A 25,054-nucleotide genomic window follows, 5' to 3' on the forward strand; every position below is an offset into this window, starting at 1 on the left:
GCGGCCGGGGACGGGTTCCCGGCCCGCCGCCCCCCCCCCCGCCCCCCCCCCCCGGGGGGGGGGGGGGGGGCCCCCCCGGCCGACGGCCCCCCCCGGGGGGGGGCCGTCGGTCGGTCGCCCAGCACGCGGACCGGCGTCCGAGGGTCATCGGTCGCCCAGCACGCGGACCGGCGTCCGAGGGTCATCGGTCGCCCAGCACGCGGACCGGCGTCCGAGGGTCGTCAGTCGCCCAGCACGCGGACCGGCGCCCCGGCCAGGAAGGCCGCGATGTCCTCCACCGCCTCGCCGTAGTAGCGCCGGTAGTTGTCCCGCGACACGTACCCCAGGTGCGGGGTCGCCAGCAGCCGGGGCGCCGTCCGCACCGGGTCGTCCGCCGGCAGCGGCTCCTGGTCGAACACGTCCACCGCCGCGCCCGCGATCCGCCCCGCCGCCAGTGCCGCCAGCAGCGCCCCCTGGTCCACGATCGCCGCCCGGGAGGTGTTGACCAGGTACGCGTCCGGCCGCATCAGCGCCAGCTCCGGCGCGCCGAGCAGCCCCCGGGTGCGGTCCCCGAGCGCGAGGTGCACGGAGACGAAGTCGCTCTCCCGCAGCAGCTCCTCCTTCGACCCCGCCCGGCGCACGCCCACCTCGGCCGCCCGCTCCCCGGTGAGGTTGCTGCTCCAGGCCAGTACGTCCATGTCGAAGGCGAGCCCCACCCGGGCGACCCGGGCGCCGATCTTCCCCAGGCCCAGCAGGCCCAGCCGGCGTCCCGCCAGATCCGCGCCCACCGTGCTCTGCCACGGCCCGCCGTTCCGCAGCGCCGTGCTCTCCTCGACCAGGCCGCGGGCCAGCCCGAGCAGCAGCGCCCAGGTCAGCTCCACCGGCGGCGTGGACGAACTGGCCGTCCCGCACACGGTGACCCCGTGGGCGCGGGCCGCCGCGTGGTCGATCACCGAGTTCCGCATCCCCGAGGCGACCAGCAGCCGCAGCCGGGGCAGCCGCTCGAACACCTCCGCCGGAAAGGCGATCCGCTCCCGCAGCGTCACCACGATGTCGAAATCGGCGACCGCCGCGACGAGTTCCGCCACCGAGGCCGGATGCTCGCGGAACGTCACGACCTCCACCCGGTCGGCCACGGGGGACCAGTCGGCGATCGTGGTGGCGACGCCCTGGAAGTCGTCGAGTACGGCGCAGCGGAGTGTCATGCCCGCACTCTTCCAGACCCGCCCGGCACCGCCCGGCCCGGCTCCCCCGTTCCGTCACCGCCTCCCCCGTTCCGTCACCGGCTCTCCCGTTCCGTCACCGTCCCGTTCGACCGGCGCCGTCCGGGCCGGTCCGGGAGACCCCCGGGGGCCGGGCGGCGCCCCGGTGTGAGAGGGTCGGCGGCCGGACGGAGGAGGCGCCGATGCGGACGAGTGGGACCGGGGACACGACTGTCACCGGCGGGCGGGTCCTGGTGGTCGACGACGACGCGGCGATCCGCCGGGGGCTGGAGCGCGGACTTCGGCTGAGCGGCTTCACGGTGTCCCTCGCCGAGGACGGCGGGGCGGCGCTGACCCGGATGGCCACCGAACCGCCCGACGTGCTGGTGCTCGACGTGTCGATGCCCGGCATCGGCGGCGTCGAGGTCTGCCGCCGCCTGCGCGCCCGGGGCGACGACCTCCCGGTGCTGATGCTGTCCGCGCTCGACGAGGCCGCCGACCGGGTCGCCGGACTCCAGGCGGGCGCCGACGACTACCTGGTCAAGCCGTTCGCCCTGGAGGAACTCGTCCTGCGGTTGCGGGCCCTGCTCCGCCGCCGGCCGCCGCAGCCGGACGACCGGGTGCTCGCCGGCCCGCTCAGCCTCGACCCCGGCACCCGCCTGGCCCACCTGGACGGCGAGGAACTCGCCCTCACCCGGCGCGAGTTCGAACTGCTGACGCACCTGGCCCGGAACGCCGGCCTGGTGCTGTCGCGCGAACTGCTGCTGGAGCGCGTCTGGGGCTACGACGTCGAGGTGCGCAGCGACGCCGTCGACACCTTCGTCAGCTACCTGCGGCGCAAGACCGAGGTCGGCGGGCGGCCCCGGCTGATCCACACCGTCCGGGGCGTCGGCTTCGTGCTGCGGACACCCGGCGGACCCGACGGATCGAGGCAGGCCCCGCGGTGAGGCTCTCCACCCGGATCGCGCTCTGGGCGGCGGCCGTGGTGCCGCTGCTGGTGGTGCTCGCGGGTCTGCTGCTGCTGCCGCTGGTCGGCCGGGACCTGCGGCACCAGCAGGACGCCCGGCTCGGGGAACGCGCGGCCGCCCTGCTGCCGAGCGTCCGGGCGCTGGTGGCCGCCGACAGCAAGGGCCGGCCCAAGGTGGAGCAGAACCAGCAGCGCAAGGTGGTGGACGCCGCCCTGGACCTGGGGGTGCGGGTGACCGGCACCGACGGCGGTGTGCTGCTGTCCGTCGGCCCGCAGCCGGACGACGCCGGCGTCCTCCCGGGCGGCGGGCCGGTCACGGTCCGGGACCGCGCCGGCTCCTGGCGGGTCCTCACCCGGGCGGCCGGTGGGGGCGAGAACGGCAAGGGCGCCGGCCTGCTGCAGGTGATCGCCCCCACCGGACCGGCCGACCGGCAGGCGGCCGCGGTGCGGCGGCGGGTCCTGCTCGTGGCCCTGGTGTCGGCCCCGGTCTCCGCGCTGCTCGGCTTCGCGCTCGCCGAGCGGGCCACCGCCCCGCTGCGCCGGCTCAGCCGCCGCGCCGCCGGGCTGGACCCGGCGGCGTCACCCGCCGGCGCTCCGCACGGCCCCGGCGGTCACGGGTTCGTCCCCGAGCGGACCGGGACGGCCGAGGTCGACGAGCTGTCCTCGGCCCTCGCGCTGCTCCTCACCCGCTACGACGAACAGGCCCGGCGGACGGCCCAGGCGCTCGACACCGCACGGGCGTTCTCCGCCGACGCCTCGCACGAGCTGCGCACCCCGCTGATGAGCCTGCGCACCAACCTCGACGTGCTGGCCGCCCACCCGGACCTGCCCGCCGCCGACCGGGACGAGGTGGTGACGGAGCTGCGGCAGGACCACGCGCGACTGCTCGACCTGCTCACCGCGCTCAGCACCCTGGCCCGGGGCGACCTGGTCCAGCTGGACGCGTTCCAGCCGCTCGACCTCGCCGAACTCGTCGACGCGGCGGTCGTGGAGGCCCGCCGCCGCCACCCCGGCACCGAGTTCGCCGTGCACGCCCCGGCCGAACTGCGGTTCTTCGGCTGGGAGTCCGGACTGCGGATCATGCTCGCCAACCTCCTCGGCAACGCCGCCGTGCACGGCGGCGCCGACGGCGTCCCGGCCCGCGTCGCCGTCCGGCTCTCCGCCGAGGGCCCGCAGGCCCGGCTCACCGTGGACGACAACGGTCCCGGGGTGCCGCCGGAGAGCCGGACGGCGGTGTTCCAGCGCTTCCACCGCCGTCGGGACAGTCCCGGTTCGGGCCTCGGGCTCACCCTGGTCGCCCAGCAGGCCGCGCTGCACCGGGGCAGCGCCGCCCTCACCGCGCCGCCCGACGGCGCCGCCGGCTGCCGGGCCGAGGTGCTCCTCCCGCTCCCCCGGCCGGACGCGCCGACCCTCGAACTCCCGGCCCGCCGGGACTGGCTCTCCGGTCCGGGGCACCGAACGGACCCGGGAGGCTGAACGGACCCGGGAAGCCGAACGGACCCGGGAGGCTGAACGGACCCGTTGGAGCCGCGGCCGTTCCACAGGGATTCCACAAGAACGCGCTCTACCGTCCGACCCGACCGCACCGGACCGTCCGGGTCCGGGCCGACGAGAGGACGTCACATGCCCGCAGTCAACCGCCTCCCCTCCGGTCGCCGGGCCGGCGCGCTCGGTGCCCTCGCCCTGGCCGGTGCGCTGCTGGCCACCACGCCCGCCGCCCAGGCCGCTCCGGCGGCCCCGAGCACCGGGCCGGCCGCCGCCACCTCGCCGACCGCCCTGCCGACGCCCACCGGTGACGGGGCCAGGACCATCTGCAAGCGGCTGCCCAGCACCGAGGGGCACCTCACCAACGCGCTCAACCGGCTGAACGGGAACGCCACCGTGGCCGGCTCCGTCGCCCGGCTGGAGCAGCGGGTCGCCAACGCCAAGGCCGCCGGACACACCGAGGTGGAGACCTACCTCAACGGCCGGCTGACCGCCCGCAAGGCCCTGGTCGGCACCCTGAAGTCGCGGCAGGACGACCTCAAGTCCGTGGCGACCTGGTGCGCCGCCCACGGCAAGGGCGCCGGCAAGTGACCCGCCGGCCCGCCGCCGGGGTGCTCGCGGCCGTGCTGCTGGCCGGAGCGGCACTGCTCACCGGCTGCGGCCCCGTCGTCACCCACGGACCGGCCGCACCCGGGAACGCCGCCCCCGGCGCGGCCGCACCCGGTACGGCCGACGACGCGCCGCCCGGGGACCTCCAGCAGAAGCTGGACGCCGCCGAGAGCGCCGCCGCCGCGGCCGACGCCGACACGGCGGCCGAGAACGGCTGACCCGGGGGGCGGGAGGCTGCAACTGGGATGTGGCGGGCCGGTCGTGGGGGCCGGCCCGGCACACCCCGGCCGTCGGACGCCACCGCTCTCAGTGCCTGCGGCGGCCCCACCGCGGCCGCCGGCCGGGCGGCTCCGCCGGCCCCGACAGCCGGGCCGCCAACTCCCGGAGGCCCCGCTGCTCCAGCATCCGCCCGACTTCGGCCACGTCGTCGTCCCGACGGCCCGAGCGGACCATCTCGATCGCCTCCCGGACCGGCGCTCCCCGGCCCGTCGGATCCAGGTGCTGGAGGAAGTCGGCGACGTGCTCCGGAGGCCGGTGGCGGCAGACGGTCACGGTCATCGCGTGGCTGAGTTCCGGCGCCAGATCGACCAGGCTCGCCGCCGCCCGGGCGATCTCCGCACCGGTCCTGTCCCGGGCGGACAGCTCGGTGGCCAGCACCTCGGCGCTCCTCCGCCAGCCCATCCGCAGCAGGCGCCCGATCACATCTGCCACCGAGTCACCCGCCAGCATCCGACCGGCCAGCAGCTCCGCCGTCCCGTTCGACCGTCCGGAGGGGTCACGGTCCGTCGGTCCGACGACCGGCAACGGCGTGTCCAGCAGCGCCGCGACCCGGTCGGCGGGTTCGTCGGCGAGCAGGTGGTCGACGATCCGCTCCGCCTCGGCCGGCCGACCGGCCTCCCGCAGGGCCCGGAGGATCAGGGCGAGTTCCACCGGGGGCCGGGCGGCCGCGAGGATCGCCAACAGCTCGGCCTGCCGCGCCGCCACCGCGGTCCGGGGCGCCGGATCGGGGTACGGCCCCGCGCCGGGCCGCACCGGCGGCCGGTCCGCCAGCGCGGCCAGCAGACCGACCACGTCCGCGGGCTTCCGGTGCAGGGCCGCCGCGGCCAGGGCCGCCCTGACCGGCTCGCCCCGGGCGGCACGGCCGGCGAGTTCCCCGACCGGGCCGTCCGCCCCGACCTCCCGCCGCAGGGCCGCGCGGTCCAGACCGGGCGCCGTCCGGTGCAGCTGCCGGTACCAGGCCACGAGCGGGGCGTCCGGCGGGGCCTCGTCGACCAGGGCGGCCGCGTACCGGAACCAGCCGCGCTCGTTCAGTCCGGCCCAGAAGAGTGGGGTGTGGACCCTCCTCGCGCCGACGCGGAGCAGGGGCATCCCGAGCTGCTCGTCACCGTTCCGGCGCAGGTGGGCGAGGACGCAGTCGGCCTGGTGGGTCGACAGCTCCGGGGCCAGCGTGTCCATCGCGACGCCGCGCGCCTCCTCGCCCCGGGTGGCCAGCGCCGTGAACAGCCGGCCGAGCTCCTCCTCGGAACCGGTCCAGCGGGCGGCCTGCAGCACGGCACCGGCGACCACACCCTGCCGGCCGACGAGCAGTTCCACCAGAAGTTCCGCGAACCGGTCCGGTGGGGTCGCCCGCGCGAGGTGCTCCACGAACCGCTGCACCGCCTGCCCCCGCCGCGGCCGCTCCAGCCGGAAGTTGCGCAGCACCTCGGCAACTTCCGGGACCGGCCGCCCGGCCGCCGCCCGGCACAGCACCTCGAACGCCTCGTCGTCCCGGAGCGCTTCCAGCAGGCCGACGACGACCGGGGGCGGCCGCTCGCTCCCCAGCCGCTCCAGCAGGAGACCGGCCTCCCGTCCGCCGCCGGTCCGGCGCAGTTCGCCGATCAGGGCTCGGAATTCCGGCGGCAGGATCGGCGGCCCGCCGAGGAAGGCGTCCAGCAGGTAGGAGGTGCCCTGCTCGGAGCCGGTCGCCCGGGCCGCCGCGAACAGCCTGGCAGCGTGCGCCCTGAGCGCCTCGACCAGCTGCTCGCCGGGGCGGGATCCACGGTGTTCGGACCCCAGAGCCCCGATCAGCGCTCCGCTCCGCTGCACCGGTCCGGCGTCGAGGAACGTACGGAGCAGCTCGTCGACATCGACCGCCGCACCGGCACCGGGCCCCTGGGCGTCGAGGGCGACGATCAGCTCGGCCACCTCGCCGGGCGATCCTCGCCAGGCCAGGCCGAGCAGGGCGCCCCGGTCCGCGGCCGGGCGGAGGGGAACGGGGTCGGGCCCGGGGGCCGGGGCCGGGGCCGGGCCGGGACCCCGGTGCGGTTCCCGGGGCAGCGGAGGCAGCACCGGCACGGGCTCCCGGGGCGGGGCGGGCGCCGCCGTGCTCGCGACGGGCTCGAGCCGGTCGCGCAGCAGCCGCTCCCCGGCCAGCCCTTTCCGGGCCCGGAGTTCGACCAGCACACCCGCCAGCTCGGCGGCCTCGCACTCGGCCACGACGGCCCGCGCCAGCGGGTCGCCCAGGGACGCGAACCGCTCCTCACCGCAGGCGTCGAGCAGTTCGGCGAGCCGGCCCGGCTCCCGGCGCAGCACGAGGATCCGGCGCAGGAACACATCACGCTCCGTCGACGGCGCCTCCGCCAGCACGGTCAGCAGCTCCAGCGTCGACCGGTCGCGGACCAGGGCGTCCCGGAGCCGGGCCGTGACGGCGGACAGGCGTCGCTGCTCCAGCTCCCCGAGCAGGACGCGCACTTCCTCGGCCGGGTACCGCCGGCCCAGCACCGACACGGCGGCCGTGACCGGGTCGTGGTCCGGCCGCCCCACGGTCGGGAGCTCCCAGACCCGGACCAGGGCGTACGCCACCCGGTCCGGCGGCTCCCCGCACAGCCGCTCCAGGAAGGGGTCGAGCAGTTCTCGCGGCCCGTGACCGCAGAGCAGGACGGTCAGCTCACCCGCGTCCTCCGGCCGCATGAATTCGGCCGCGCGCCGGACGACGGCGACGGCGTCCGCGCGGGCCGGAGCGAGGTCGCGGTCAACGGTGTGCCACAGGACGTCCAGCAGACGATGCAGGGCGCGGGGCTCCCGCTGGGCACACTCCTCACGGAACAGCTGGAGAAACCTCTGCAGGCCGGCCTCGCGGAACACCCTCGGCAGCTTCCGGACCTCGCGGTGACTCACCAGGGCCCGGACGACGGAAGCCGCGTCCCGGTCGAGGCCATCCCGCACCCTCGCGGACCGCAGCCAGTGGGCGACCGACGACACCGGCCACTCCGCCACCGCCGCGAGCGCCGTCGCCCTGGCCTCGACCGCCCCGGCCCGGGACAGCTCCACGAGGAGGCCGTCCACCGCCCCGGAACCGAGCCGGGCCACCCTCGCCCGCACCAACCGCTCGACCTCGGCCGGCAGTTCCTCGGCGTCCAGCGCGGCCAGCAGCGGCGGCAGGTCCTCCACCGGCCTCGGCCCGTCGGACACCCCGGCCGCCTCGGCGGCGAGTCCGGCCCGGTGCAGCTCCACGACGCACGCCGCCCAGCCGTCCACCGGCAGCGCGGCCAGGGCCCGGAGCAGCGTCGACCGCAGCGCCTCGACCGTGTCGGCCGGCAGTCCGGCGGGTCCGGGTTCGTCGACGGGACCGGCGAGCGCGGCCAGTCCGGCGAGCACGAGCGGCAGTTCGGGTACCGGGCGCGCGGCCGCCGCCTCCAGGATCCGGTGCGCGACCTCGCTCCGGCCGGCCGCGCAGAGCGCGCCGACCAGCTCCAGCAGCGGGTCGACGGGGCGGAGGCCGGCCGCCGCGTCCCACATCGCCGCGACCGCTCCGTCCTCCAACCGGGCGGCGAGGTCGAGCAGTTCGCCGGTCGGCCCGAGCGCGGCGTACTCCGCCAGGAGTTCGGTCCGCCCGTAGGACTTCCATTGGAAGAGCGCGCGGCCCACGAGGTCGTGGAGGTGGGGCACGGCCGGCGGGCGGTCCGCCGCGACCGGTTCGTCGTCGACCGGGCCTTCGTCGACCGGGTCGGGGGCGGGCTCCAGCAACGGGCCGGCGACCACGAACGCCGTCCGGTCCGTGTCGGAGAGGACCCGGACCTCCTGCGGGGCGCCCAGCTTGCGGTGCTCCCTGTGGAGCTCCCCGATCCGGTGCTGGACGGCCTCCGCCAGCTGCTCCAGGGTCAACTCGCCGTCGTGCGAACGAAGCGTCTCCAGGACCGCCCGCGAGAACAGGCTGAACGAGCCGCTCCCCGAGGTGGCGAAGTGCGCGAGCCCCCCGGGCGCGCAGGCGTAGAGGCGGGCGACCTGCTGTGCCCTGACGGCCCTGGCCCTCCTGGTCGGCCAGGCCGCCGCTCCGCCCATGGTGTCGTCACCCACCCCCTCCCGGCAGGCGTCGACGAGGAACAGCACCGCCGCGGCACGGCTGCTCTCGATCTCGCGGCGCCAGTCGATGGCGACGCAGCCCTTCCACGGCGGCTTCCGGAACCGGCGCAGGTCCTCCGGCACCAGATAGTCCACGCCCCGGGCGTGCAGGCCGTGTCCGCTCAGGCAGATCAGCAGTGTTGCGCCGGACGGCGCCTCCTCCAGGAAGCGCGTCACCTCGCCGTGCACGAAGTTCCAGCCCGTCCGGCCACTCACTCCAGGCCGCTCGACCCGGAAGCCGCGCGCCCGCAGGGCCCCGTCGAGGCGTTCGAGATCCTGGGGGACGAAGGGCAGTGAGGTGATGAACTCCTCTCCTTCGTAGTCGCTGGCACCGATCAGAAGTGCGGCGAACCCGCCCATCCGGTCCCGCTAGTTGCCGAAGACGAAGGTGATCCCACGGGTGCCCTGGACCTGGGAAGTGCCGACCAGCTGGACGCCGCCCGAGGCGGAGACCTGGAAGCTGAGCTGGACCTCCTTGAGCGGCAACGGGCCGCCGCGGTCGGCGATCTGCTCGAAGAGGGTCTGGAGCGCGTCCACCGTCTCCGTGAGGTTCGAGCGCAGCGCCCCGAGCGGCACCCGGCGCAGGACGGCCTCCCGGTCGCGCCGGAAGACACCCATCGTGTCGCCGTCCTCCTCCTCGTCCTCGGTCACCCAGAACTCCAGGGAGTCCAAGGACTCCGCCTCGTGCGCCACTTCTCCCCCACCCCGCGCGACACACGCGCGTTCCACGCCCCCGGCCGACTCCGGTGTGATCCACCGCAGGGCGAGGATAGCCGCAGGAGACCCGTGATTGAAGGAGATCCGCCGACAGATCACGGCTGTTGACGACGAGTCGGACGGTGACTCCGGTGACGCCGGGGACGACCACGGCAAGGCGCGCCGACGACCCTACTGGCGGGCGGCGAGCCAGCCGGCCAGCTCGGCCGGGCGGTCGGTGATGATGCCGTCCACCCCGAGCGCGTCCAGGGCCTTCCAGCGGGCGGGCGCGTCGACCGTCCAGGCGTTGACCGCGACGCCCGCCGCGTGCAGGGCGGCCACCACCTCGGGGCGGCCGGCGAGGGCTGCGTCGGCGGGATTGTAGACGGACAGGCCGAGGTCCCGCGCGACGGCCACCGGGTCGGCGTCCAGCGAGGCGCGCAGCAGGCCGAGGGGCAGTTCGGGGGCCAGTTCGCGGGTGTAGCGCAGGGCGTCGGTCTCGAAGCTCTGGACGAGAACCCGGCCGGCCATGCCGCGGTCGCGGACGTCCTGGACGATCCGGGCCACCTCGTCGCGGGTGTGCGGGCCCTTGATCTCCAGCAGCAGGCTGCCGCCGCGGGTGCGCAGGTCGTCGAGCTGGGCGGCCAGGGTCGGCACGCGCGCGCCGGCCGCGGCCGGGGCGAACCGGGCACCGGCGTCCAGCGCGGCCAGCTGGGCGGCCGTCAGGTCGCGGACCCGGCCGGTGCCGTTGGTGGTGCGGTCCACCGTGTCGTCGTGCATGACGTGGGGGACGCCGTCCCTGCTGGGCTGGACGTCGTTCTCGATCCAGTCCGCGCCCGCGCGCCGGGCCACCTCGTCGGACAGCAGGGTGTTCTCGGGGGCGGCGGAGGAGGCGCCGCGATGGGCGAACACGGTGAGTGGCGCGCCGGGCTGCCGGAGGAAGGCGCCGGGGGCGAGCGCGGTGACCCTGAGGTCGTCGAAGGACACCCGGGCGCCGTTGACCAGCAGGGCCTGGCCGCCGTCCGCGCTCCGGGCGACCTGGGTGGTGCGCATGACCTCGCGGCCGTCGAGGAGCCACCGGGCCGCGCCGCCGTGCACCTCGACGGCGAGCCGGACGTCCCGGCCGGTGCCCGCCGCGGTGGGCGCGACGGCGGTGTCGGTGACGTTCCAGGCGCCGGCGGGGGTGCGTCGGGCGAACTCCAGACCGTTGGCGGCGGTGGTGCCGGAGCGCACGGTGGCGATCGACCAGGGGGTGGCCCCGTTCGCCGGGACGTCCAGGCCGAGGGCGGTCCAGCGGGCGGCGTCGACGACGCTCTCGAAGCGGGCGGTCACCTCGATGCGGAAGTCGGTGAGGTGGCGGCCGAAGGTGATCCGGCTCTGCTGGTTCCAGTCGGCGGAGGTGCCGACCAGGCGGCCGTTCTCGATCCGCCACGGCCCCTCGACGGCCGTCCAGCCGGTGGGCAGGGCGGGGCCGTCGAAGTGCTCGTCGAGGACGACCTCGCCGGGCGCGGCTCCGGCGGCGGCCTGGGCGGCCCCGGCGGCGGCTTGAGCGGCTCCGGGAGTGGCCGGGGCGGCGCCGGGAGCGGCGGAGGCGGCGTGCGGGGCCGTCAGCGCCACGGTGCCGAGACCGAGCACGGCGGCGAGCAGCGCGGCGAGCGGGCCGGAACGGGCAGTGCGAGCGGCGCGGGCGGTACGTCCGGAACGGGAGGCGCGTCCGGTGCCGGCGGCGCGGGCGGTACGTCCGTTTCGCGGCCCGTCCGGGCCGGCGGAGTGACTGCTGATCATGCGCGGCACGCTAGGGGATCAGGGCCCGGAGCGGAAGCCACGCCGTACGAACAACCGTTCCGACGAGCGGCCGGGGCGACGGAAGGTCACCCCGCCGGCGGCACCCGGCGGCCGGGGGCGAGGTGGCGGGCGAGGGTGGCGAGGGCCTCGGTGACGGCGTGCAGGACGGCCGGGTCCGGGGCGGCACCGTCGGGTCCGGCGAGGGCGGCCGCGAGGGCGTCGTCGACGGTGGCGGTCCGGACCTCGGCGACCCGGACCGAGGGCTCGGCGGCGGGCCGGACGAGCCGTCGGCGGCGGTCGGCGGGGTCGGGCCCGGTCTCGACCGAGCCCGCCTCCACCAGCCGTGCGACGGCGGTGGAGACCTGACTCTGCGGCAGACCGGTGCGCGTGGCGATCTCGCCGACGGTCGTCCCCGGGCTGGCGACGATCTCGCCCAGGGTGACCAGGACCGAGCGGACCGAACCGCGCGAGCCGGTGGCCGGTTCGGGCATGGCCTGCTCGCCGACCTTCATCAGCGTGCGGCCCAGGAGGAACAGCTCGACTCCGTTCATGGCCGCCAGGCTACATCGGCATCGATGCATTGAAGAAGATGCATCAGATTAGATACATCTCTATTGATGCATCTTTCTCGATGCTCTAGTGTCGGTCGGGCCGGCCGAACACCGGCTCCTCCGCTCGAACCGCCGCCGAAGGGACACCCGCCACCATGACCACCACCACCGGTTCCATGACCACCACCGCCGGTTCCGGGACCACCGCCACCGAGGGCACGCTCGACGTCCCCGGCGCCACCCTCCACTACCGGCTCGCGGGCAACGGCCCCGTCCTGCTGCTCTCGCAGAGCGGCGAGGGCGACGCGGACCGCACCGTCGACCTCGTCCCGCACCTCACCGACACCTTCACCGTCGTCACCTACGACCGCCGCGGCCTCTCCCGGAGCACGCTCGACGACCCCGCCCGACCGGTCACCATGGCCGACCACGCCGACGACGTCGCCGCGCTGCTCGCCGAGGCCGCCCGGATCGCGGGCGAGGACGGAACGGTCGGCGGGGCTCCCGAACCCGCCCTGATGGCCGGGTTCAGCATGGGCGCCGCGATCGGCCTCCAGGTGCTGGCCCGTCACCCGGGCGTCCTCGGCACCCTGGTCGCGCACGAGCCCGTGCTGCCGAACCTGCTGCCCCCGCCGGACCGTGCCGAGCACATCGCGGAACTCCTCGCCGTCCGGGCGGCGCACGCCGCCGGAGGCGCGGCGGCGGCCTTCCCCGCGATCGCCCGGCACCTGGGCATCGACCCCCGCCACGACGCCACCGAGGAGGGCCTCACCCCGCAGCCGATGACGCCCCGCCGACTGGCCAACTTCGACTTCTTCATCGGCACCGAGTTCACCGCCGTCACCACGGACGGGCTCGGCCCGGCCGAGCTGGCCGCCGCCGCACGGCACTCCGGCACCCGTGTCCTCCCCGCCACCGGCCGCACCACCCGCCCGGACGTGCACACCTACCGCTGCGCGCTGGCGCTGGCCGAACTGCTCGGCACCGAACCGGTCGCCTTCCCCGGTGGGCACAACGGGAACACCGCCTTCCCCCGTGCCACCGCGCGGACCCTGAAGGCGCTGCTCGGGCGCTGACCGCGCGTCCGCTCGGCGGACACCCCCGATCGGCAGGCGCTCGGCGAACGCTCGGCGAGCGGTCGGCGGACACTCAGCGGGCGCCGTCCGGGCCGGCGGACCGGGACTTCCCCGCCGCATCGGGCCGGGGGACCCCGTCGACGGCGACGCAGATGCCGAAGACCCGGTCGTGTCCGGTCCAGCCGTTGACGCGGCCCCGGTTGTTGCTGATCTGCACCCGCCTCCTGGCGTGGTCGAGGGCCGACACCAGATGCAGACGGACGGTGCCGGCGACCCTGGCCAGCACGATGTCGCCGACCTCCAGCTTCGACGGATCGGCCGGGACCACGCGCACCGACTGCCGACTGCGGATCAGCGGGACCATCGACGAGCCGCTCGGCCGGAACTCCACGTCGGCCCCACCGGCCACCCTCGCCGCCACCGCGTCCAGTGCACCCATCCGGTGATCGTCGCACCCACGCCCCGGACCCGGCCACCGAATTGTCCGCCGGAACAGCCGACCCGGACGGCTCCTGGAGGGCGTGCCCGGCTCCCCCGTCAAGACGCCGCGTCAACGGGCCGCGTCAACATCACACCTGCCGCTCCTCACACCTGCGGTCAGGCTTCACCCGGGTGCCAGGCGGGCCATTCCCAGGGGCGGTCGACCCAGTGGACGCGGTCCGGATCGCGCGGATCGAGGTCGGGGAAGAGCTGGTGGATCCGCGGTTCGAGCTCCTCCGGGGCGAGCGGCTCCCAGCCGTGACCCTCGAAGCGGACCAGCCGGTACCGGCTGTCGGTGCGGAACTCGGCGATCTCGACCAGGGGCTTCGCCGTAGCGGAGGTGCTGTTCGTTTCCATGCCACCCAGCATGTGACGGACCCCCGGGCGGCGCACCCGGGCTGCGGCAGGCAGCGTACGACGACGCCTCGGAGCGCTCCGTGCGCCCGTCGGAACCCTCGGCCGGGTCATGTCCCGCCGTCGGCGGGCTCGTTGGGCAGCGCGAGCGGGGGTCCGCGAAGGCGGCCGCGCGGAGCGGCCCGTCCGGCCCACCCGGCACAGCCCGGCCCTCCCGGCAGGCCACGCGCGGACGGGCGGCGGTGGACGACGGCAGGAGGACGAGGACATGAGCGGACAGGCGGCGGACGGCAGCACCCCGGCGGGCGGCGGACCGACGACCGGCCCGGTCGCGGCGGCGGGCACGGACGCGGCGGCAGGGGCGGGCGCGGGCGCCGGGCCGGCAACGGGCGCCGGGCAGTGGCAGTGGCCGACCCCGGCCTGGCAGCCCCCGCCGGTGCCCGCCCCGCCCCCGGCGCCCGTCCCGACACCGCCCTGGGAGGCGATGGCGGACGCCGCCGCGGCGGAACGGCGACGGCGCCGCCGGACCTGGGCGGCGAGCGCCGCCGGGATCGTGGCCGGGCTCGCGGCGGTGCTGGCGATGTGCGGGCCCGGGTCGGGCGAGGAGTCGTCGGGGGTGGTGGCCTTCCCCGGCCCCTCCACGACACCGCCGCTGGCTCCGTCCCCGGCCGTCTCGCCGACCACCGGCCTGCTGCCGGTCCCGGCGCCCTCCCCGCTGCCGTCACCGACCAGCAACGAGGGCCCGCCGCCGCCCGCACCGGCAGCCGCCGGGACGGACGCGGGCGCGGTCGCGGCGGGCGGTCCGCCGACCGGAGCCGCGCCGGCCCCGGAGGGCGGCGACCCTGCGGGCACCCGGCCGAAGCCCAGCCGTACTCCGCGCCCGGCGCCCACCAGGACGACCCACGCACCCGGCAGCCCGACCCCGGCGGCGCCCGCACCGGCACCCGCGGCCGCCGCCGCGCCCGGCCACTCCCCCACGACCGCGGCACCGCCCACCGCCGCCGCGCCCGCGGCACCCGGCCCGCCCGGGGCGGGCGGAGGCACGATCTGCGACCAGGCCGAGCACTTCGGCCGCTGGCCCGCCGGCTCCGAACAGGCCCGCATCTGCCGGGGCATCTACGGCTGAGCCCGCACCCGCCCACCCGAGCAGCCCAGGACCTGACCACCCGCCCCCGGGGAGTGGGAAGTCGATCCGCCCGACTTCCCACTCCCGGTACGACAGGGCAAGCGGCAGCGGTCATGCCCGTCAACACCCGGTACTGGCACGAGCACGGCCACCCCGTTCCGGTGACCACGCCAGGGGAGAACGACCGGCCCCGGTCCGCTCGAGTGGATCAAGGTCTTCCATCGGGAAATGCCCGATCCGTCCAGCCTCGTGACAGTCCGAGCAGGCCTGACCGCAAGGCCTCGCGCCGGTCGGCGACCCAAAGCTCCACCTGGTCGACGGAGTCCGCGACGGACCGGTCCGTGGTGTCGATCAGGTGGGTGGACCATCGTCGGTCACCGGCGGTCCAGTCGGTCCACCGGTTCCAGACCATCTCGGACCAGCTGCCGTCGGTGATGACATCCGGCCGGTACCGGGGGTCCCGGGCGTGCTGGCGATGCCAGTCGGCCCAGCCGAGGAAGGCCTCGACGGCCGGCGCGTCCCACCGGCCCGGATCGCGTTCGGCGAGTCTGCGACGCCGGATCCCGTCGGACACGTCGACCAGACACACCGCTATTCCCTCCAGCAGTGGTGCCGACGGAACGGCCAGCACCTCACCGAGCGGAGACTGCCCGGTCAGCAGCAGATCGAGTCCGCGCCGCTGGTAGTCCAGTGCACGGCGCACCCACATCTCGGTCGTCCGGTTCCGCCAGATCCGGTCCGCGTCGTCCGGAACACCGACTTCGTCGAAGTCGTGCACGACGACCCCGCCGATCCGTTCACCGACGGCACGGGCGACGGTGGTCTTCCCCGAGCAACTGGAACCCGTCAGTTCGAGCAGCACCCGACCAGAGTTGCAGGTCACCGTCGGCCGTTCCATCTGTTTCCCGGCTCCGCACCGTCCCGCTCACAGCCATTCGTCGACGACCGCGACCAGGACCACCGCCTCGGAGCGCACGGCGAGCTCTTCGCACCGGGTGGCCATCGCACGGGCCGCCGCTCACCCGAACCGAGCGGGCGAAAACCCGTGCACCCCGGGGAGTGGGAAGTCGATCGGCCCGACTTCCCACCCACCGGGTTTCCTCGCCGGAGGCCCCTCACTGCTACGGAGGCCTTCGGGGTGGGGTCGGTCGGGTGATGTGCCTCGGCGTCAGAGCTGCCGTGCGGGAGTCGACGCTCCCGTAGGGCGATCAGGTGTTCAACCGGCTTGAGGTCGGAGTGTTGCCACAGGGGCGGCGGTGGGCTGCCCGGTTGCAGCTGAGGATCGACGGCGAGGACGTGCTCGCGGGCGTGGTCGGAGCCGGTGGCCGCGGCCCGTTCGCGGACGAGGCGTTGCCCGCAGTAGGCCATGGTGCCCTGTGAGCGACCGCGAGGGACAACGCGTGGTGCTCGGGGAACCCGACTGCCCGGGGCGTCCGCCGACGACACCGGGCCGCGCGGTCGCACGACGGCGGCCGTCCGCCCACCGGAGCGGCGGGCGGACGGCCGGGGCGGCGGTGCGGGCGTCAGGAGACGGTGCCCGGGCCGAACAGCGCGTGGTCCAGGCGCGGGGCGAGCACCCGGGCCAGGGTGTCGGTGATGTGGCCGGTGTCCCGGTAGAGGATCACGCCCTCCAGGACGGCCGGGCAGTCCGGGCCGGTGCCGGGGCAGAGCAGCGGGCCGAGGTCCAGGGCCCGGACCCGGTAGCGCTCGGCGAGGCCGCCGTCGAGCAGCGGGTCGCGTTCGAAGGCCGTGGCGCGCGGGAAGAAGCACTCGTCCGAACGGCCGTCGGAGCCGGCCAGGCAGGTCGGGATGTCCTTGCCGGGCATCGGGGTGTCGCCCAGGTAGGCGAGCGGTGCGCCGAGGGCGGTGAGGCGGTCGAGGGTGCGGGTCCAGCCCTCGGTGCGCTCGTCCTGGCCGCCGTACCGGTTGAGGCCCGCCATCAGGACCAGCCGGGGCCTGGGGCCGGAGGTGAGCCGGGTGAAGGTGTTCTCCCGCCAGCGGTCGCACTCCTCGAAGGTGCGGCCGAGCACGTTGTTGCGCACCGTCAGGGTGGCCAGCGGGCAGCCCGGCTTGACCAGTACCTCCAGCGCCCACTGCCGCTGCTCGGCCATCGCCAGGGCGGCGGAGATCCACTGACCGGCGTGCGAGTCGCCGATCAGCACGATCCGGTCGGGGCTGGACTCGGTGCCGAACAGGCAACGCGGGCTGGTCTCGGCGCCGAGCGGGATCTCGCAGCCCTTGCCGGGCGGGAAGTCCTCGCGCGCCCGGGCGAGCGAGGGGGTGAGCGCGAGCACCTTGGTACCGGGGGCGAAGAGGCCGGGGCCGTCCACCGCCCCGGCCGGGGCGACGGTCGCGCGGTCGGGGTCGCCGAGCGCGCGGACCGTGCCGCCGCCCAGGGTGAGGCCGGCGATCAGCGGGATGACCAGGGCGCTGGCGCCGACGGCGAGGCCCCGGCGCGGGGCCGGGCTGCTGCCGTACCGCAGCGGTTGCTCGACCAGCCGCAGGGTGAGCCAGGCCGGGACGGCGGCGGCCGCCGTGAGGGCGACCAGCGTGGTCCAGGGCAGGGCGCCCCAGCGGGCCTGGGCGATGGTCAGCACCGGCCAGTGCCAGAGGTACCAGGCGTAGGAGAGGCGACCGGCGGCGCGCAGCGGGCGGGTGGCGAGCAGTCGGCCGGCGTCACCGGCGCCGAGCGCGCGGTGCGCGGGGCCGGCCAGCAGGAGGGCGGCGGTGCCGAGGACGGGCAGCAGGGCGGCGGTGCCGGGGAAGGGTGTGTCGCGGTCGTACCGGAGGACGGCGGTGAGCAGCGCGGCGGCGCCGGCCCAGCCGAGGACGCGGAGCAGTCCGCCGCCGAGGCGGGCACCGGGGCCGCCGCGGGCGAGCCGGGTGGTCAGGGCCGGCGCGGCGAGGGCGACGCAGCCGCCGACGGCGAACTCCCACAGGCGGCTGGCGGTGGAGAAGTAGCCGAGCGGCGCGGAGCCGGCTGTCCAGCGGACGCAGAGCAGCAGCGAGACGCCCCCGACGGCGAGGGTGGTCAGCGTGGCGGCGGTGACGGTGCGCCGGCGGTGTCCGGCGAACAGCCGGGCGAGGCCGAGCAGCAGGACGCCCCAGAGCAGGTAGAACTGGTTCTCCACCCCCAGCGACCAGAAGTGCTGGAGCGGGCTGGGGTCGTGTTCGGCGGCCAGGTAGTCCGTCTGCCGGCCGACGAAGCGCCAGTTGGAGAACTGTCCGGCGGCGGCGATCAGGTCCCGGGCGAGGTCGGTGCCGCGCAGCGGGTCGAGCAGGGCGCCGCCGGCCAGCGCGGTGGCGACCAGGACCACGGCGGCGGCGGGCAGGATGCGGCGGGCGCGGCGGGCGGCGAAGTCCCACAGGCCGAGGGGGCGGGCGAGGAGGAGTCCGGTGATCAGGAAGCCGGAGACCACGAAGAAGACGTCGACGCCGACGTAGCCGCCGGTGAGGCCGGGGACGGCCGCGTGGAAGGCGAGCACGGAGAGCACGGCGACACCGCGCAGGCCCTCGATGTCGGGGCGGAAGGCGGCCCGCGGCCGCGGGTCGGCGGTGGCGGGTCCGGCCGCGTCGGTGCGCGCGACGGCGGGCTCGGCAGCAGCGGGCCCGGCAACCGCGGGCCCGGAGGAGGACGAGGAGGACAGGACGTCGGTCGGGACGAGGGCGCGCGACGGATCGGCGCCTGGTGGTACGGCCGTGGGCACGGCGAAGCTCCTTGCAGGGGCTGGCAGCGGTGGTCGGGGCCGGCGGGCCGATGGGGCGGCCGGCCGGCAGTCCGCGCCGGTGGGGCGACGCGCAAGGAAGGGTGGAGCGGAACGATCGGGGGAGGAAAGCGATCCGACTCGGCGTCAGAACACCAGCGGGTCGGCCCACCCGGACGCCAGCAGGCCGCAGAGCAGCAGCACCGCGGTGACGGCGACGGCCTCGGCCGGGCCGAAGCGCAGGTCGGACGAGCGGCCGTAGGGACGGTCGGAGGGGAGGGCGGACGAGCGGTTGCCCGAACGGCCGGCGCGCCGGTCCGAGGGCCGGGCGAGGTCCGCGACGGTGGCGCCGTTGCCACCGCGGAGCAGCGGCCGGAGCGCGCCGATCAGCGGAACGACCGTGTAGGTGGTGAGCGCGAGCAGTCCGGCGAGCGCCCAGAAGGGCTGCCAGCCGTAGGAGTTGACGGCGCGGACGAGTCCGACCGCGCCGGCGACGACCACGAGGCCGAGCCAGCCGACGCCGATCCTGGCGACGCTGCGGGCCAGCGCGGTGCCGCCGGAGACGGCGCCGGTGGGCACCCAGTCGGCACTGCGGCGGCGCAGCGCGTGCGCGATCGCGACCACGTGGCAGAGCCCGCCCAGGAGTTGGACCCGGGTGACCTCGAAGCGCCAGTGGGTGCGGGACATCGCGGGGAGCAGGACGAGCGCGACCCAGATCGGCGGCAGGAACGGCAGCACCTGCCACGGGGCGATCTCGTCGGGCCGGAAGAACAGCATGATCAGGGCCGGCAGCGGCACGGCGAAGACGTTCACCGCGCTGGTGAGGTAACCGAGGATGCCGTTCCAGAAGCAGAGCCGGGCCGAGCGGGGAAGCGGGCCGCGCCGGAAGTCGGGGTCCCCGACCAGGGCCAGCGAGCCGAGGCACCAGCGGTACTGCTGGCTGATGAAGGCGGGCAGGCCGGTGGGCGACATGCCCTTGGCGAGCAGCGCGGGCACGTACCGGGTGGTCCACCCGGCGCGGGCGAGCGAGAGGCCGGTGTAGAGGTCCTCGCTGTGGTCGATCTCGGCGAAGCCGCCGACGCGTTCGAGCGCGGCGCGCCGGTAGAGCGCGTTGGTGCCGCAGCAGACGGTGCCGTCCTGGGCGTCCCGGGAGGGCTGGATCCAGCGGTAGAAGATCTCCTGGGTGGCGCCGGCCGCGCGTTCGAGCCAGGACATCCCGGCGTCGGTGTCGAAGCACTGCGGGCTCTGCACGATGCCGATGTCCGGATCGTCGAGGTACGGCACCAGGTGCTGCAGGAAGTCCGGGCGCGGGCAGAAGTCCGCGTCGAGGACGGCGATGATGTCGCCGGTGCCCTCGACCAGGCCGTGGTTGAGGTTGCCGGCCTTCTTGAACCGGCCCCGGTCGGGGCGGCTGCGGTACTCGAAGCCGTAGGACTCGGCGAGTTCGCGCACCTCGGGCCGGGCGGCGTCGTCGAGGACCAGGACGGTCAGTTCGCCGGGCCAGCGGACGGCGGCGGTGTGCCGGTAGGCGTTCTCCAGGACGGCGAGCGGTTCGCCGGCGGTGGGCAGCAGCAGGTCGACGCCCGGGTGCCGGACGGGGCGCCAGGCCCGGACCAGCAGGTCGTGCGAGTCGCGGGTGAAGCGGCGGGAGCGCTGTCCGTCGACGACGGAGAGCAGCCAGGTCGCGGCGTTGAGCACGGTGAGGGCGAGGAACGGCCAGAGCAGTGGGCGGCTGAGCGCGAAGAGGCCGAGCGTCGCGGTGGCGCCGGCGTACGAGAGGGTGGCGCAGAGCAGCACCCAGCGGCGCTGCGGGCCGAAGTACCAGTAGAGCTCCTCGTCGTCGGGCGGACTGGGCAGGCGCGACAGCTCGTCCTCGGCGCGCCGGTCGGCACCAGTACCGGGGGACGCCCCGGGACGGTCGGCACGTGTACCGGGGGACGCCCCCGGACGGTCGGCGAGAAGGCTGTCATGACGGTCGTCGGGCCCGCCGTCGGGTATTCGGCGCCCCGGGTGGTGCGGTTCCCGGTCGGGCGCGGACACGGCGTTGCCATGGTGTGCGGGCATGCGGAATGGCCCCCCTGAGCTGGGACGGAACATGGCCTTTCGCCGGCCAGCCTCTCACGTTGGTCTGGACCAATAGATCATCGGGCCGGACCGTCGGGCATCGTCCCAGGTCAGAGAGTTGACACCACGTCAGATTCGTACACCATCTGACGCCACGTCACCACTACCGAACGGTAATCTCCTTGGTCAGCTTCTCGAACCGGAGGTCGGGGCGGAGCGGGATGCCGAAGCGCTCGTCACCGTACGGGAACGGCGAGAAGTCGCCGGTGCGGCGGAAGCCCCGGCGCTCGTACCAGGCGATCAGCTCCGAACGCTGCTCGATCACCGTCATCTCCATCTCGGCCACGCCCCACTCCTCGGCCGCGTACCGCTCGGCCCGTGCGAGCACGGCCCGCCCGAGGCCGCCGCCCTGACGGCCGGGACGCACCGAGAACATGCCGAAGTAGGCGCGCGCGCCCCGGCGTTCCAGCTGGCAGCAGGCGAGCAGCTCGCCGTCCCGCTCCGCCAGCAGCACCACGCCGTCCGGGTGGGTGACGGCCGCGGTCACTCCCTCGGCGTCGGTGCGCTGCCCGGCCAGCAGGTCGGCCTCGGTGGTCCAGCCGGCCCGGCTGGCGTCCCCGCGGTAGGCGGACTCGACCAGGTACAGCAGGGCGGGCACATCGGCGGAGGTCGCGGCGCGGAAGTCCAGCCGGTCGGTGCCGGCGGCCTCGGAGGCCGCGCCGGTGGTGCTCTCGGGCACAGGGTCCTCGTCTCTGGCGGGCCCGGACCGTGCGGGCCCGGGCGAAGGGGCGGCGGCCGTTCGGCCGATCCCCCGCATCGTGCCACAGCCGCCCCCGGCGCCCACCTGCGCGTACGACCCGGTCCGGCCGCGCGCACCCGGCGCGCACCCCGCCCCCCGGGGGCCAGGACCACCCGCCCCTCCCGACCACCCGGACCGGCCCGGCCCGGAACCGCCCGCCCCCGCCCGACGTCCGCCCGGCCGCCCGACGCCCGTCCGCCCGTCCGTCCATCACCCGGACACCCTCCCCCGAGCGGCACCGCCTCCGGCAGGATGACAGGAGGACCACGAACCCCGCCCGGCACGCCCGGACCGCCCGCCCCGGAGGCCCCATGACGACCGTCGAGATCCCCGGCTCCAAGTCCGTCACCGCACGCGCACTGTTCCTGGCCGCCGCCGCCGAGGGCACCACCACCCTGCTCCGGCCGCTGCGCTCCGACGACACCGAGGGCTTCACCGAGGGGCTGCGGGCGCTCGGTTACCCGCTCACCACCGCCCCGGACCGGTGGACGATCGAGGGCCGCCCGCAGGGCCCCGCGCACGACGCCGAGGTCTACTGCCGCGACGGCGCCACCACCGCCCGCTTCCTGCCCGTGCTCGCCGCCGCCGGCCGCGGCGAGTTCCGCTTCGACGCCTCCGCCCAGATGCGCCGCCGCCCGCTCGGCCCGCTCACCGAGGCGCTGCGCACCCTCGGGGTCGACCTCCGGCACGAGGAGGCCGAGGGCCACCACCCGCTGCGGATCACCGCCGACGGCGTCCGCGGCGGCGCGATCACCCTCGACGCGGGCCTCTCCTCGCAGTACCTCACCGCCCTGCTGCTGCTCGGCCCGCTCACCGAGCAGGGCCTGCGGATCACCGTCACCGACCTGGTCTCCGCGCCGTACGTGGAGATCACCGTCGCCATGATGCGGTCCTTCGGCGCCACGGTGACCCGTACCGGCCGGGTCTTCGAGGTCGCGCCCGGCGGCTACCGGGCCGCCACCTACCCGGTCGAGCCGGACGCCTCGACGGCGAGCTACTTCTTCGCCGCCGCCGCGCTCACCGGCCGCCGGCTGACCGTCCCCGGGCTCGGCAAGGACGCGCTCCAGGGCGACCTGCGGTTCGTCGAGGTGCTGGCCCGGATGGGCGCGCGGGTCGAGGTCGGCACCGACCGGACCACCGTCGAGGGCCCCGCCGGCGGCCGGCTCTCCGGCCTGACCGTCGACATGCGCGACATCTCCGACACCATGCCGACGCTCGCCGCCGTCGCCCCGTTCGCGGACACCCCGGTACGGATCGAGAACGTCGCCAACACCCGGGTCAAGGAGTGCGACCGCCTCGACGCGTCCGCCGAGAACCTCCGCCGGCTCGGCATCGACGTCGCCACCGGGCCCGACTGGATCGAGATCCGCCCCGGCACCCCGCGCGGCGCCGCCCTCGCCTCCCACGGGGACCACCGGATGGTGATGTCCTTCTCCGTCACCGGCCTGCGCACCCCCGGCATCACCTTCGACGACCCCGGCTGCGTACGGAAGACCTTCCCCGCGTTCCACGAGGTCTTCGGCCGACTGCGCGAGGACTGGACCACCACCGGCTGAGCACCACCGGCCGACCCGGGACGCGGCGTCCGGGAGGGGTGCCCTCGCTACCAGAACCGGGCGAGGGCACTCTCCTTGAACGGCTGCGGGGACACACTCAGGTCCCCCGAGAACGGCCGGTCCAGCACGACCACCAGCAGCAGGCTGAAGCCGATCAGCGTGGCCACCGTGCCGACGAACAGCAGCCGGGCCCGCCGGTCGCGCACCCCGTACATCAGGGCGAGCGCGGTCATCACCACGGCACCGCCGAAGATCAACGCCTGCAGCAGCTCGGGCAGGCTCCCCCGGCTGTCGGCGAGGCGGCTGCGCCGCAGGCCCGCGACCTCGTTGAGGCTGTCCAGGGCCTTGCCGTAGAAGGCCTCCTCGGCGGGCGTTTCCGGCTGGTACCCGACGAACACCCGGTACATGCCGTCCACCGCCCGGGTCGTCACCGCCGAGTCCCCCTGCCCCTCCCGCATCAGCGGCCACTGGTCCTCCACCACGGCGTGCACGTAGTCGTGCACGGCCGCGTGCACCGCGTCGCGGGTGGCCGGCGGGAACGCCTCGGCGTCGCGCACGATCTGCGAGACCGCGCTCGCCTCGGTGGCCACGATGTGCCCGGCGTCGTGCAGTTCGGTCCACAGGTTCACCACGACGAACGCCAGGATGATGCCGTAGATCGCCCCGAACATGCCCAGCAGCACCCCGGCCATGTCGTTGTACTCGCCGTCCGCCAGCTCCGGGAACCGGCGCAGCGCCAGCACGCTGCTCCCCAGCGCGACCAGCACGAACCCTCCCACCACCAGTGCGGCCAGCGGCACGGTCGGGACGTGGTTCAGCAGCCACAGATCCACCTGCCTGCACTCCTCGCGGACCGGGCCCCGGCGGGCCACCCGCAGCCATCATGAGCGGTCGACCGCCACCCGCTCGGGATATCCGCCGCTCCGAGCCGCGTGCCGCCCCGGACGACGGGCAACCGTGTGACACCCGGCGTCCCGGCTTCGGGAGGATCCGTGCCCGGGACGCGCCGCGACCGAGGGCTCGGGCCCCTCGGCGCTCCCCCTGCCCGGGTCCGGGTCGCCGGGAGGTGCTCCCGCTTCTGGTAAGCGCTATCCACGCCTCCGCGGGCCCGCCCGTCAGCCCGCGACCGGCCCCGTGCTGCCGCGCACCACCAGGGCCACGCCCAGCGGCGCCTGCCGGGCGGGCGACGCGCCGTCCGCGATCAGCTGGACCGCCCGCTCCCCCGCCTCCTCCAACGGCAGCCGGACGGTGGTCAGCGACGGCCGGAGGTCCACCGCGAACGGGACGTCGTCGAAGCCGACCACCGAGACCTCCGCCGGGACGCTCCGCCCCAGGTCGTCCTGGACGGCGGCCAGCACACCCGCCGCCATCACGTCGTTCAGGGCGAGCACCGCCGTGACCCCCGGCTCGGCCGCGAACAGCCCGAGCGCCGCGTCCCGACCCCCGGCCCGGGTGAAGTCCGCGAACACGACGCGGCGGTCCGGGAGTTCACCACCGAGGCGGGACCACGCCGCCCTGATCCCGGCGAGCCGCCGCCGCACGGTCACCAGGCGCTCCGGACCGGCGACCACGCCGATCCGGCGGTGCCCGAGCTGCCAGAGCTCGGCGGCCGCACGCTCGGCCCCGCCGGTGTGGTCGAGCGGCACGTACGGCTCGACACCCCGCTCGCCGATGCAGGACACCCGGCCGCCGTCGGCCCGGAAGGCGTCCAGCTCGGCCGCCAGCCGTGCCGTGAGGTCCGGATCGGCGACGCCGCTGCCGGCGAGCAGCACCGCCCGCGCCCGCTGGGCCCGCAGGCTCCGCACGTACTCGATCTCCAGCTCGGGGTCGCCGAACGTGGCGGCGATCATCACCATCAGCCGGTGCCGCTTGGCGGCCCGCATCGCCCCGGCGGCGATCGCCGCGAAGTACGGGTCGGCGATGTCGTGGACGACCAGGCCGACGACCGAGGTCGAGGAGCGGGCCAGCGCCTGCGCGGGCGCGTTGGAGACGTAGCCGAGGTCCCGCGCCGCGTCCTCCACCTTGCGGCGCAGCTCCTCCCCCACGGTTCGGGTGCCCCCGTGGAGCACCCGCGAGGCCGTGGCGATCGACACCCCGGCGTGCTCCGCGACGCGCTGCAGCGTCACGGCACCGGTGGAACGGGTGGCACGGGTGGTTGACCTCGGGTTCGGCATGCTCGTAACGTACCCGGCGGAAAGCGCTTACCAAGAATCCCGCGCAGCTCCCCGCGAAAGAAGGTCC

The 25,054-nt window shown here is 75.9% G+C and carries 20 protein-coding genes; 7 read left to right on the forward strand and 13 right to left on the reverse strand.

The annotated features are described in order from the left end of the window. Positions 1-221: 221 nt before the first annotated feature. Positions 222-1,184, reverse strand: coding sequence for a D-2-hydroxyacid dehydrogenase family protein (locus ACIPYS_RS04260; protein WP_093863521.1), 963 nt, complete (start codon positions 1,182-1,184; stop codon positions 222-224). 200 nt (positions 1,185-1,384) lie between these two features. On the opposite strand from ACIPYS_RS04260, the gene ACIPYS_RS04265 reads away from it, so the two are divergent. The 4 genes from ACIPYS_RS04265 (at position 1,385) to ACIPYS_RS04280 (ending at position 4,460) form a co-directional block, all read left to right on the forward strand. After that, positions 1,385-2,128, forward strand: coding sequence for a response regulator transcription factor (locus tag ACIPYS_RS04265; protein WP_400742908.1), 744 nt, complete (start codon positions 1,385-1,387; stop codon positions 2,126-2,128). Then, entirely contained in the window at positions 2,125-3,624 is a 1,500-nt protein-coding gene (locus ACIPYS_RS04270) for a sensor histidine kinase (RefSeq protein WP_400742911.1), read from the forward strand. The genes ACIPYS_RS04265 and ACIPYS_RS04270 overlap by 4 nt, the downstream gene beginning before the upstream one ends. 147 nt (positions 3,625-3,771) lie before the next feature. Next, entirely contained in the window at positions 3,772-4,224 is a 453-nt protein-coding gene (locus ACIPYS_RS04275) for a hypothetical protein (RefSeq protein WP_400742914.1), read from the forward strand. Beyond that, on the forward strand, positions 4,221-4,460 hold the full coding sequence (locus tag ACIPYS_RS04280) for a hypothetical protein (RefSeq protein WP_400742917.1): 240 nt from the start codon (positions 4,221-4,223) through the stop codon (positions 4,458-4,460). Before ACIPYS_RS04275 ends, ACIPYS_RS04280 begins: the two co-directional genes overlap by 4 nt. An 88-nt stretch (positions 4,461-4,548) precedes the next feature. Here the strand turns inward: ACIPYS_RS04280 and ACIPYS_RS04285 are convergent, their stop codons facing one another. The 4 genes from ACIPYS_RS04285 to ACIPYS_RS04300 form a co-directional block, all read right to left on the reverse strand. Continuing rightward, a complete protein-coding gene (locus ACIPYS_RS04285) occupies positions 4,549-8,982 on the reverse strand; it encodes a caspase family protein (RefSeq protein WP_400742920.1) in 4,434 nt (1,477 codons plus the stop codon). Between the two features lie 9 nt (positions 8,983-8,991). Next, on the reverse strand, positions 8,992-9,315 hold the full coding sequence (locus tag ACIPYS_RS04290; protein ID WP_093863515.1) for a hypothetical protein: 324 nt from the start codon (positions 9,313-9,315) through the stop codon (positions 8,992-8,994). A 195-nt stretch (positions 9,316-9,510) separates the two neighbouring features. Continuing rightward, the gene (locus ACIPYS_RS04295; RefSeq protein WP_400742923.1) at positions 9,511-11,103 is read right to left on the reverse strand and encodes a glycerophosphodiester phosphodiesterase; all 1,593 of its coding nucleotides are present in this window, start codon (positions 11,101-11,103) and stop codon (positions 9,511-9,513) included. 86 nt (positions 11,104-11,189) lie between these two features. Continuing rightward, positions 11,190-11,654, reverse strand: coding sequence for a MarR family transcriptional regulator (locus ACIPYS_RS04300; protein ID WP_400742926.1), 465 nt, complete (start codon positions 11,652-11,654; stop codon positions 11,190-11,192). Positions 11,655-11,809: 155 nt separating this feature from the next. On the opposite strand from ACIPYS_RS04300, the gene ACIPYS_RS04305 reads away from it, so the two are divergent. Further along, positions 11,810-12,730, forward strand: coding sequence for an alpha/beta fold hydrolase (locus ACIPYS_RS04305; protein ID WP_400742929.1), 921 nt, complete (start codon positions 11,810-11,812; stop codon positions 12,728-12,730). 73 nt (positions 12,731-12,803) lie between these two features. Here the strand turns inward: ACIPYS_RS04305 and ACIPYS_RS04310 are convergent, their stop codons facing one another. Beyond that, complete coding sequence (locus tag ACIPYS_RS04310) at positions 12,804-13,169, reverse strand: S26 family signal peptidase (protein WP_400742932.1); 366 nt, start codon at positions 13,167-13,169, stop codon at positions 12,804-12,806. A 158-nt stretch (positions 13,170-13,327) separates the two neighbouring features. Continuing rightward, the gene (locus ACIPYS_RS04315) at positions 13,328-13,567 is read right to left on the reverse strand and encodes a hypothetical protein (RefSeq protein ID WP_400742935.1); all 240 of its coding nucleotides are present in this window, start codon (positions 13,565-13,567) and stop codon (positions 13,328-13,330) included. A gap of 265 nt (positions 13,568-13,832) precedes the next feature. Between ACIPYS_RS04315 and ACIPYS_RS04320 the strand changes: the two genes are divergently transcribed. Continuing rightward, positions 13,833-14,690, forward strand: coding sequence for a hypothetical protein (locus ACIPYS_RS04320; RefSeq protein WP_400742938.1), 858 nt, complete (start codon positions 13,833-13,835; stop codon positions 14,688-14,690). Between the two features lie 208 nt (positions 14,691-14,898). Here ACIPYS_RS04320 and ACIPYS_RS04325 read toward each other — a convergent pair whose 3' ends face one another. From ACIPYS_RS04325 to ACIPYS_RS04340, 4 genes are all read right to left on the reverse strand, one after another. Next, a complete protein-coding gene (locus tag ACIPYS_RS04325) occupies positions 14,899-15,573 on the reverse strand; it encodes a hypothetical protein (protein ID WP_400742941.1) in 675 nt (224 codons plus the stop codon). 640 nt (positions 15,574-16,213) lie between these two features. Then, positions 16,214-18,397, reverse strand: coding sequence for an acyltransferase family protein (locus tag ACIPYS_RS04330; RefSeq protein WP_400742942.1), 2,184 nt, complete (start codon positions 18,395-18,397; stop codon positions 16,214-16,216). A 144-nt stretch (positions 18,398-18,541) separates the two neighbouring features. Further along, positions 18,542-20,458 carry a glycosyltransferase family 2 protein gene (locus ACIPYS_RS04335; RefSeq protein WP_400742945.1) on the reverse strand — a complete coding sequence of 639 codons (1,917 nt, stop codon included), beginning with the start codon at positions 20,456-20,458 and terminating at the stop codon, positions 18,542-18,544. 163 nt (positions 20,459-20,621) lie between these two features. After that, the gene (locus ACIPYS_RS04340) at positions 20,622-21,197 is read right to left on the reverse strand and encodes a GNAT family N-acetyltransferase (protein ID WP_400742947.1); all 576 of its coding nucleotides are present in this window, start codon (positions 21,195-21,197) and stop codon (positions 20,622-20,624) included. Positions 21,198-21,568: 371 nt separating this feature from the next. On the opposite strand from ACIPYS_RS04340, the gene aroA reads away from it, so the two are divergent. Further along, entirely contained in the window at positions 21,569-22,813 is a 1,245-nt protein-coding gene (gene aroA / locus ACIPYS_RS04345; RefSeq protein ID WP_400742950.1) for a 3-phosphoshikimate 1-carboxyvinyltransferase, read from the forward strand. Between the two features lie 47 nt (positions 22,814-22,860). On the opposite strand, the gene ACIPYS_RS04350 is transcribed toward aroA, so the two are convergent. Together ACIPYS_RS04350 and ACIPYS_RS04355 are read right to left on the reverse strand one after the other, a co-directional pair. Then, positions 22,861-23,646 (reverse strand): DUF4239 domain-containing protein, encoded by a 786-nt coding sequence (locus tag ACIPYS_RS04350; protein ID WP_400742953.1) that lies wholly within the window; start codon positions 23,644-23,646, stop codon positions 22,861-22,863. 282 nt (positions 23,647-23,928) lie between these two features. Further along, positions 23,929-24,939, reverse strand: a complete 1,011-nt coding sequence (locus ACIPYS_RS04355; RefSeq protein ID WP_400742956.1) for a LacI family DNA-binding transcriptional regulator — start codon at positions 24,937-24,939, stop codon at positions 23,929-23,931. Between the last annotated feature and the right edge of the window lie 115 nt (positions 24,940-25,054).

Origin of the sequence: Kitasatospora sp. NPDC089913 (genome assembly GCF_044748625.1) — a bacterium.
Classification (GTDB): domain Bacteria; phylum Actinomycetota; class Actinomycetes; order Streptomycetales; family Streptomycetaceae; genus Kitasatospora.